This is a genomic window from Streptomyces solincola (genome assembly GCF_002982015.1).
Lineage (GTDB): Bacteria > Actinomycetota > Actinomycetes > Streptomycetales > Streptomycetaceae > Streptomyces > Streptomyces solincola.
This window is the reverse complement of sequence record NZ_PVLV01000383.1, coordinates 1-7939: the sequence shown is the minus strand read 5'-3', so window position 1 is coordinate 7939 and position 7939 is coordinate 1. Positions and strand designations below refer to the sequence as shown.

Annotated in this window: 8 protein-coding genes and 1 pseudogene; 6 read left to right on the top strand and 3 right to left on the bottom strand. The window is 75.2% G+C overall.

Annotation, left to right across the window (positions count from 1 at the left end):
• The first annotated feature begins 108 nt into the window (after positions 1–108).
• The 4 genes from C6N75_RS22325 (at position 109) to C6N75_RS22310 (ending at position 3850) form a co-directional block, all read left to right on the top strand.
• Positions 109–888 carry an ABC transporter permease gene (locus C6N75_RS22325; RefSeq protein WP_105870688.1) on the top strand — a complete coding sequence of 260 codons (780 nt, stop codon included), beginning with the start codon at positions 109–111 and terminating at the stop codon, positions 886–888.
• 171 nt (positions 889–1059) lie between these two features.
• Positions 1060–2289, top strand: coding sequence for an ABC transporter ATP-binding protein (locus C6N75_RS31745; protein ID WP_105870687.1), 1230 nt, complete (start codon positions 1060–1062; stop codon positions 2287–2289).
• A complete protein-coding gene (locus C6N75_RS31740) occupies positions 2286–3116 on the top strand; it encodes an ABC transporter permease subunit (RefSeq protein ID WP_105870686.1) in 831 nt (276 codons plus the stop codon). The genes C6N75_RS31745 and C6N75_RS31740 overlap by 4 nt, the downstream gene beginning before the upstream one ends.
• A 149-nt stretch (positions 3117–3265) precedes the next feature.
• Positions 3266–3850, top strand: a complete 585-nt coding sequence (locus tag C6N75_RS22310) for a L,D-transpeptidase (RefSeq protein ID WP_105870685.1) — start codon at positions 3266–3268, stop codon at positions 3848–3850.
• Positions 3851–3869: 19 nt separating this feature from the next.
• On the opposite strand, the gene C6N75_RS22305 is transcribed toward C6N75_RS22310, so the two are convergent.
• Positions 3870–4199, bottom strand: coding sequence for an ATP/GTP-binding protein (locus tag C6N75_RS22305; protein ID WP_105870684.1), 330 nt, complete (start codon positions 4197–4199; stop codon positions 3870–3872).
• Between the two features lie 253 nt (positions 4200–4452).
• Between C6N75_RS22305 and C6N75_RS22300 the strand changes: the two genes are divergently transcribed.
• Positions 4453–5502, top strand: coding sequence for an LLM class flavin-dependent oxidoreductase (locus tag C6N75_RS22300; RefSeq protein ID WP_105870683.1), 1050 nt, complete (start codon positions 4453–4455; stop codon positions 5500–5502).
• A 113-nt stretch (positions 5503–5615) separates the two neighbouring features.
• Here C6N75_RS22300 and C6N75_RS22295 read toward each other — a convergent pair whose 3' ends face one another.
• On the bottom strand, positions 5616–6008 hold the full coding sequence (locus C6N75_RS22295; RefSeq protein WP_105870682.1) for an SCO5389 family protein: 393 nt from the start codon (positions 6006–6008) through the stop codon (positions 5616–5618).
• 216 nt (positions 6009–6224) lie between these two features.
• Between C6N75_RS22295 and nucS the strand changes: the two genes are divergently transcribed.
• Positions 6225–6887, top strand: a complete 663-nt coding sequence (nucS, locus tag C6N75_RS22285) for an endonuclease NucS (protein ID WP_181160573.1) — start codon at positions 6225–6227, stop codon at positions 6885–6887.
• Between the two features lie 93 nt (positions 6888–6980).
• Here nucS and C6N75_RS22280 read toward each other — a convergent pair.
• Positions 6981–7939, bottom strand: a pseudogene (locus tag C6N75_RS22280) (hypothetical protein); the annotation flags it as partial.

Sequence of the window (7939 nt, the reverse complement as noted above, 5' to 3'; positions counted from 1 at the left end):
GGCCCGGACACCGGTCCCGGCCCCGGCCCCGGACCCGACCCCGACCCCGACCCCGGACCCGTTCCCGGTCCGGACGCCGGTCCGCGCTGGTCGAAGGAGGGCTGAGCGATGGCAGCGGCAACCGCGGTCCTCCACTCCGAGTGGACCAAGATCCGTACGGTGTCCTCCACGGTCTGGACGCTGGCCAGCGCCCTGCTGGTCACCGTCGGCATCAGCGCCGGCCTGTGCGCGCTGACCAACGCCACCTTCTCCGAGCTGCCCGAACCGGAGCAGCTCACCTTCGATCCGGTGCTGGTCAGCTTCTCCGGGCTGGTCCTCGGGCAGCTCGCCATGGTGGTCTTCGGCGTCCTGGTGGTGGGCACCGAGTACAGCACCGGCATGATCCGCACCTCGCTGGCCGCCGTCCCGCGGCGCGGCGCCTTCCTGTTCAGCAAGATCGCCGTCGCCGGGGTGCTGGCCCTCGTGGTGGGCCTCGCCACCAGCTTCCTCTCCTTCTTCCTGGGCCAGGCGCTGCTGGGCGAGCACTCCACCACGATCGGCGAGGAGAACGTGCTGCGCGCGGTGGTCGGCGGCGGGCTCTACATGGGGCTGATGGCGCTGTTCTCGATGGGCGTGGCCGCCATGCTGCGCTCCACCGTGCTCTCGCTGGGCATCCTGGTGCCGTTCTTCTTCCTGGTCTCGCAGATCCTGTCCGCGGTGCCGAAGGCCAAGGAGGTCGCCGAGTACTTCCCGGACCAGGCCGGCAGCCGGATCCTTCAGACCGTGCCGAACGCGATGAACAGCGACGCCGCCGCCTACGGGCCGTGGGCCGGGCTCGGCATCATGGTGCTGTGGGTGGCGCTGGCCCTGGCCGGCGGCTATCTCGTCGTACGCAAGCGGGACGCGTGAGCCGGTAGCGCGCGACGGGCGGAGGGCGGCGGCCCCGCCGGCCGCCGCCCTCCGCCGTCCGCGCTTGGCCGGAACCGTCAACGGCTGGATACCCTCTTACCTCTTACGGGGGCCGTGGGTGATCGCGCCGCAGGGCCCGACGTCCGACGACCTGTTCGATGGGGCTGGAGAATGATCGAGGCAGTCGGCCTGACCAAGCGCTACGGCGCGAAGACGGCCGTGTACAACCTTTCCTTCCAGGTGAGGCCGGGTACGGTGACCGGCTTCCTGGGACCGAACGGTTCCGGCAAGTCCACGACCATGCGCATGATCCTGGGGCTGGACCGGCCCACCTCGGGGCAGGTGACCATCGGCGGCCACCCCTACCGGCAGTTGCCCAACGCCCCCCGGCAGGTCGGCGCGCTGCTGGACGCCAAGGCGGTGCACGGCGGCCGCAGCGCCCGCAGCCACCTGCTGTCGCTGGCCCAGCTGGCCGGCATCCCGGCCCGCCGGGTCGACGAGGTGCTCGGCGTCGTCGGTCTGCAAAGCGTGGCCAAGAAGCGCTCCAAGGGCTTCTCGCTCGGCATGGGCCAGCGGCTGGGCATCGCGGCCGCGCTGCTCGGCGACCCGCAGGTGCTGCTGTTCGACGAGCCGGTCAACGGCCTCGACCCGGAGGGCATCCTCTGGGTCCGCAACCTGATGAAGGCGCTGGCCGCCGAGGGCCGCACGGTCTTCGTCTCCTCGCACCTGATGAGCGAGATGGCGCTGACCGCCGAGCACCTGATCGTCATCGGCCGGGGCCAGCTCATGGCCGACATGAGCGTCAAGGACTTCATCTCGGCCAACTCCGCCGACTTCGCCCGGGTGCGCACCCCCGAGACCGAGCCGGCGCAGCGCGAGAAGCTGCTGTCGGTGCTCGCCGAGGCGGGCGGCCAGGTGCTGTCCGAGCCGGACGGCGCGCTGCGGGTGACCGGGCTGCCGCTGCCGCGGATCAGCGACCTGGCCCACGGCGCGGACGTGCGGCTGTGGGAGCTCTCGCCGCACCAGGCGTCGCTGGAGGAGGCGTACATGCGCCTGACCCAGGGCGCGGTGGACTACCGCTCGACCGACGACCAGAAGGCCGGGCTGATGCAGCAGCCGCCGCCCGGCCACCTGCCGCCGCCGCAGCAGCCGGTGATCCCGGAGGTGCCCCAGCAGGGCTGGTACGCCCCGCCGCCGCCCGGACAGAACCCGTACGCCGACGGGCCCGGCCGGCCCCCGGCCGCCGCGCCGCCGGCGCCGGGCACGCCCGCGCAGGCCCCCGCCGCCGGGCCGCCGCTGCCGCAGGCCCCTCCGCCGCCGCAGGTGCAGCCGGCGCCGCAGACCCCGCCGCAGCCTGCCGCCGCCCCCGCAGACTTCCGCAAGAACGAGGACCCCCGATGAGCGCCGCGTACCCGCCGCCGCAGCAGCAGTACACCTCCCCCATCCCGCTGCGCCGGGCCAACCTCGGGGACGCGCTGGCCTCCGAGTGGACCAAGATCCGTTCCGTGCGCTCCACGCTGTGGACGCTCGGCGTGATGATCGTGCTGATGACCGGCGTCGGCCTGTTCTCCGCCATGGTGGTCGCCGCCGTGGACGCCGAGGACGGCATGGGCGGCGACCCGGTGCTGGTGCTCGGCTTCACCGGCGTGCTGCTCGGTTCGCTCTGCGTGGTGACGCTGGGCGTGCTGACCATCACCTCGGAGTACGGCACCGGGATGATCCGCACCACCCTCACCGCGTGCCCCAGCCGGGCCCGGGTGCTGACCGCCAAGGCGGTGGTGTTCTTCCTGCTGGCCCTCACCGTCACCACGGCCACCGCCGCGCTGGTCGCCGTCCTTCAGACGGCCATCGTCGGCGGGGCGCCGGCCAGCGGCGAGGAGTGGCTGCGCGCCACCGTGGGCGCGGGCCTGTTCGTCGCGCTGCTCGGGCTGCTGTCGCTGGGCGTCGGGGCGCTGGTGCGGCACTCGGCCGGGGCGATCACGGTCATGGTCGGCATCATCCTGCTGCCGCTGGTGGCCGCGATGTTCATGAGCTACGAGTCGATGTACGAGGTGCGGGAGTTCCTGTTCCAGTACTCGATCCCCAGCCTGCTCGTCGCCGTCTACGCCGACTCCGGGCTGCTGGCCGAGGGCGGCCCACACGGCTGGACACCGCTGGCCGTCCTCGCCGGGGTGACGGCCGTCGTCCTGGCCGGTGCCTACCTGGCGCTGGACCGCCGGGACGTCTGACGGCGGCCTTGCCGAGCCCCTGGCCGAAGGCGGCCGCGAAGGCGGTTCCGAAGGTCGCTCCGGAGGCGGTTCCGGAGGCGGTTCCAGGGGCCCTTTCGGCCCGAGTACGATGATCCGACCTCGCTGAAGAGCCAAGGAGAACCGCCCCGATGCATGCCCGCCGCCGGACGCCCACCTGGGCCTGGGTCTCGGCCCTCACGGTGGCCGCCCTGGTGGCGGTGGCCGTGCTCGCCGTCCAGGCACGCGGCAAGGTCCCCGAGGGCGGTCTGGCGTCCGCCCGGCCGTCGGCCTCCCCCTCCGCCGGCTCCGCCGACGGCAAGTCCGGCACGCCCCGGCCGACGCCGAAGCAGGAGAACGCCGTCCCGGAGGACTCGGGCGAGGGGCGGCGGGTGGTCTACTCCCTCGGCCAGCGGCGGGTCTGGCTGGTCGGCGAGAACGAACTGCCGCTGCGCACCTTCGCGGTGTGGCCCGGCGGGGTCGCCCCGGCCGAGGGCGAGCACAAGGTGTCCACCCGGCGCGCCGCGGGCAACGGCTCCGACGGGGTGCCGGTGGAGCACGTCGTCTACTTCGCCAACACCGAGGGCGTCTGGGTGGCGTTCTCGCACGCGGCGGACGGGGCCGCGCCGACCTCCTCGCCGGAGGGGCGCGGCGGCGCGGTGCGCACCCGGCCGGCCGACGGCGAGGCGCTGTGGGAGTTCGCCGCCACCGGCACCCCGGTCCGCGTGGTCGGCTGACCACCGAAGCCCGCGCGCCTCAGTGCCGCGGGGCGTTCCTGGACCGCTGCACCCGGCTGGTGCGGCGGTCCTTGGCGTTCCAGCAGGCCTTGTGCCAGTGCCGGCGGTCGTCCACGCCGCCGTACTCGGGCCAGGCCACCACATGCGGGACGCCGCCGGGGATCTCCTGGTCGCAGCCCGGGCAGCGGTAGCGCTTGCCGCCCGCGGCCGCGCCGGCGACATGGCGGACCGACCAGTCCTCGCCCTGCCAGGACTCGCTGCGCTGGAACCCGCCGTAACGGTCCCCCGGCTCGACGGCCTCGGACCTCGACTGAGCGCCGCCTCGGGGGCGGCTGCGGCGCGGGGACACGGGTGCACCTCTCTCACAGCGCGTACGGACCGGCTCCCCCCAGCGTAAGGGCGGCCGGCGGGGGCGACGGCACCCGGGCAGGCCGGTGACCGGAGTGCGCGGGGGCTCGCGCGGCCGGTGCCCACGCCGGTCGGCCGCGCCGCCGATTGCCGGTTAATCGCACGAAAGTTGCCATCGGCCCGTTGCCTTTGGCACGTGTCAGGCGTTGATCCTGTCGGGGAGCCGCGTCGGCCGGTCAAGGAGGCAGTTGGCGATGCGCGTGGGAACTTTCGTACTGGCGGCCCAGTTTCCCGGTCAGGGGCAGGGCGAGACGCTGCACCGGGCGGTGCGGTCCGCGGAGGTGGCCGAGGAGGCCGGGCTGGACGCGGTCTGGCTGGCCGAGCACCACTTCGTGCCGTACGGCGTGTGCCCGTCGGCGATCACGCTCGCCGCTCTGCTGCTGGGCCGCACCCGCCGGATCCGGGTGGGCACGGCGGTGAGCGTGCTGCCCACCGCGCACCCGGTGGCGCTGGCCGAGCAGGCCGCGCTGCTGCACATCGCCTCCGGCGGGCGGTTCTCGCTCGGCGTGGGGCGCGGCGGGCCGTGGGTGGACCTGGAGGTGTTCGGGGCCGGCCTCGGCGCGTACGAGGAGGGGTTCCCGGAGTCGCTGGACCTGCTGCTGCGGTGGCTGCGCGAGCCGCGGGTGGCCGCGGACGGGCCCCGGTACCGCTTCCGCGAGGTCGCGGTGGTCCCCCGGCCCGACGAGCTGCTGGCGGGGCCGGAGGAGGGCGGCGGGGGCGGCCCGGAGACGGTGGTGGCGTGCACCTCGCCGCAGTCGGTGCGGCTGGCCGCCGCCCGCAACCTCCCGATGCTGCTGGGCATGCACTGCGGCGACGAGGACAAGGCCGCGATGACGGCGCTGTGGCGGCGGGAGGCGCTGGCCGCCGGCCGCTCCCCCGACGAGGTGGCGCGCACGGCCGCCCGCCATGTCTCGGCGGGGGTGGCGCAGCTCGCCGACCGCGCCGAGGACGCGGTGGAGAGCCTGGTGAAGTCGATGCCCGGGTGGCTGAGGCAGGGCCTGGACGCCCATGTGACGGTCGACGGGCGGCAGCGGGCGATGCGGGACCCGGTGGCGTACACCGAGCTGCTGTGCGCCCTGCACCCGGTGGGCACGCCCAGGCTGGCGGCCGACCGCCTGGCGGCCACCGCCGAGCGCACCGGCATCACCCGCTTCGCGCTGCTGGTCGAGGGCTCCGGCGACGTGGCCGCCACCGAGGAGAACATCCGCAGGCTGGGCGCGGAGGTGCTGCCGCTGCTGGCGTGACGGAGGCCGGGGCCCGCACCGCCCCGGCCTCCGTCCGTACCCGCCCGTGGCGCCGACCACGGCGCCGGTCGCCCGGCGCCCTCCCGCGGCGCGGAAGGCGGCAGCACCGTACGTCAGCAGTCGCGCAGTTCCGGCGACTGGTTCAGGAGCTGGGCCCGCACGGACGTGAAGCGGGCCAGCCTCTCGTCGACCGACGAGTCCAGCGGGAACACCGCGACGCGGTGGCAGTTCTGGAAGGCCAGACGCACGCCGAAGTGCCGCTGGAGCGCACCGCGGATCGCGTCACTCGCCAGCGCGCGCAGAAGCTGGCCGCGCGCCTGCTCGTCCGGCGGCGGCGTCTGGTTGTCGGCGAACGCGCCGCCGTCCACCTTGAGCTGGGCCACCAGATTGCTGATCATCTCCCATGCGAACGGCAGGGAGGTCCGGACGCAGTCGACGAAGGCGGCTTCGTCGACCTCGCCACGCTCGGCCTGTTCCAACAGCGCCGGCGAGACGTCGAGCGACATGGGTACTCCTCTCGGACCCCTAGGACCGGGGTCGAACGGGCAGGGAAGAAGGCACCCGCCGTTACACGGAGCGTGTACGCGCGGCAACCTCCTGCTTCCACGGTAAGCGCGCCGTCCGGACCGCACCAGGCGAACGGGGCCACAACCGGCCACGAAGAGAGGGGAGTTTGGGATGGAATCGCGTACGGCGGCGGGTGTCGAGTAGCGTTGCCGACCATGCGTCTCGTCATCGCCCGCTGCTCCGTGGACTACGCGGGCAGGCTCACCGCCCATCTGCCCTCCGCCCCCCGTCTGATCCTGGTCAAGGCGGACGGCAGCGTGTCGATCCACGCCGACGACCGGGCCTACAAGCCGCTCAACTGGATGTCGCCCCCGTGCACCCTCAAGGAGGGCGACGGCAGCGTGTGGACGGTCGTCAACAAGGCGGGCGAGAAACTGATCATCACGATGGAGGAGATCCTCCATGACTCCTCGCACGAACTGGGCGTGGACCCGGGGCTGGTCAAGGACGGCGTGGAGGCGCATCTTCAGGAGCTGCTCGCGGGCCGGATCGACACCCTGGGCGAGGGCTACACGCTGATCCGCCGCGAATACCCCACCGCCATCGGACCGGTGGACATCCTCTGCCGGGACGGCGGCGGGGCGACGGTGGCGGTGGAGATCAAGCGGCGCGGCGAGATCGACGGCGTGGAGCAGCTCACCCGCTACCTGGAGCTGCTCAACCGCGACCCGCACCTGTCCCCGGTACGGGGGGTGTTCGCCGCGCAGGAGATCAAGCCGCAGGCGCGGGTGCTGGCGACCGACCGCGGCATCGGCTGCGTGGTGCTGGACTACGACGCGCTGCGCGGCATCGAGGACGACAAGCTGAAGCTGTTCTAGAGCCTCCTGACACGGCCGCGGCCCCGGGCACCCTCCTTCGCAGGGGGCCCGGGGCCGCGGCCGTTCACGATGGCGTACGCCGGGCCGTGCGGCCTACTCCGTCGCCTCGGCCCCCGCCGTGTCGCCGCCACCGCCACCGCCGGCGGCGCCGGTGCCGCCCGTGGGATCGGTGCCCCCGGCGGGGTCGGTGCCGCCGGTCGGGTCGGTGCCCCCGGCGGGGTCGGTGCCGCCGGTGGGGTCCGTGCCCCCGGTGGGGTCCGTGCCCCCGGTCGGGTCGGTGCCGCCGGTCGGGTCCGTGCCGCCCGTGGGGTCGGTGCCGCCGGTCGGGTCCGTGCCGCCCGTGGGGTCCGTGCCCCCGGTGGGGTCGGTGCCGCCGGTCGGGTCGGTGCCGCCCGTGGGATCGGTGCCGCCGGTGGTGGGAGTGCCCGGGGTGGACGGGGTGCCGCTGGACGGGTCGGGGTCGCCGTCCGGGGTGCTCGGGTCGTCGGACGGGGTGGCCGACTCGGTCTCCGGGCGGGTCCGGCCGGGACCGGCGGTCGCGCCGGGCTCCCCGGAGCCGCCGGCGGACGTCCCGCCGGTGGCGGGCGCGGGGGCCCCGCCGCCCGGGTCGCGGGTCGAGTCGTCGGCGGGCCGCTCGGAGTCCGGGCCGGTGGTGCCGGTGTCCTCCGGGGCGGAGCGCTCGGTGGTGGCCCGGCCCGGTTCGGCGTTGCCGTCGCCGGAGGCGGCCCCGAGGGTCACCACGGTGCCGAGGACGGCCACCAGCAGCGCCCCGGCGCCGACCGCGGCCAGGTTGCGCCGGGCGCCGCTCAGCAGGGTGCGGCGGACCGGGGGCCGGCGGCCGGCCGGTGCGGGGGCGGGCCGGGTGGCGGCCGCGGTGTCGCGGCGCGGGGCCGCGGCGGCGGCCGGGGTGGCCGGGGCGGGCAGCGGCACGCCGGTTGAGGGCCGGCCGGGCAGCGGCGGCCGGCTGTGGTGCTTGGCCGCGGCGGCGCCGCCGTGCGGGGGGGCGGGGGGTCCGTCCTGGCCGGGCGGGGGCCGGGGTGGCGGGGGCGGGG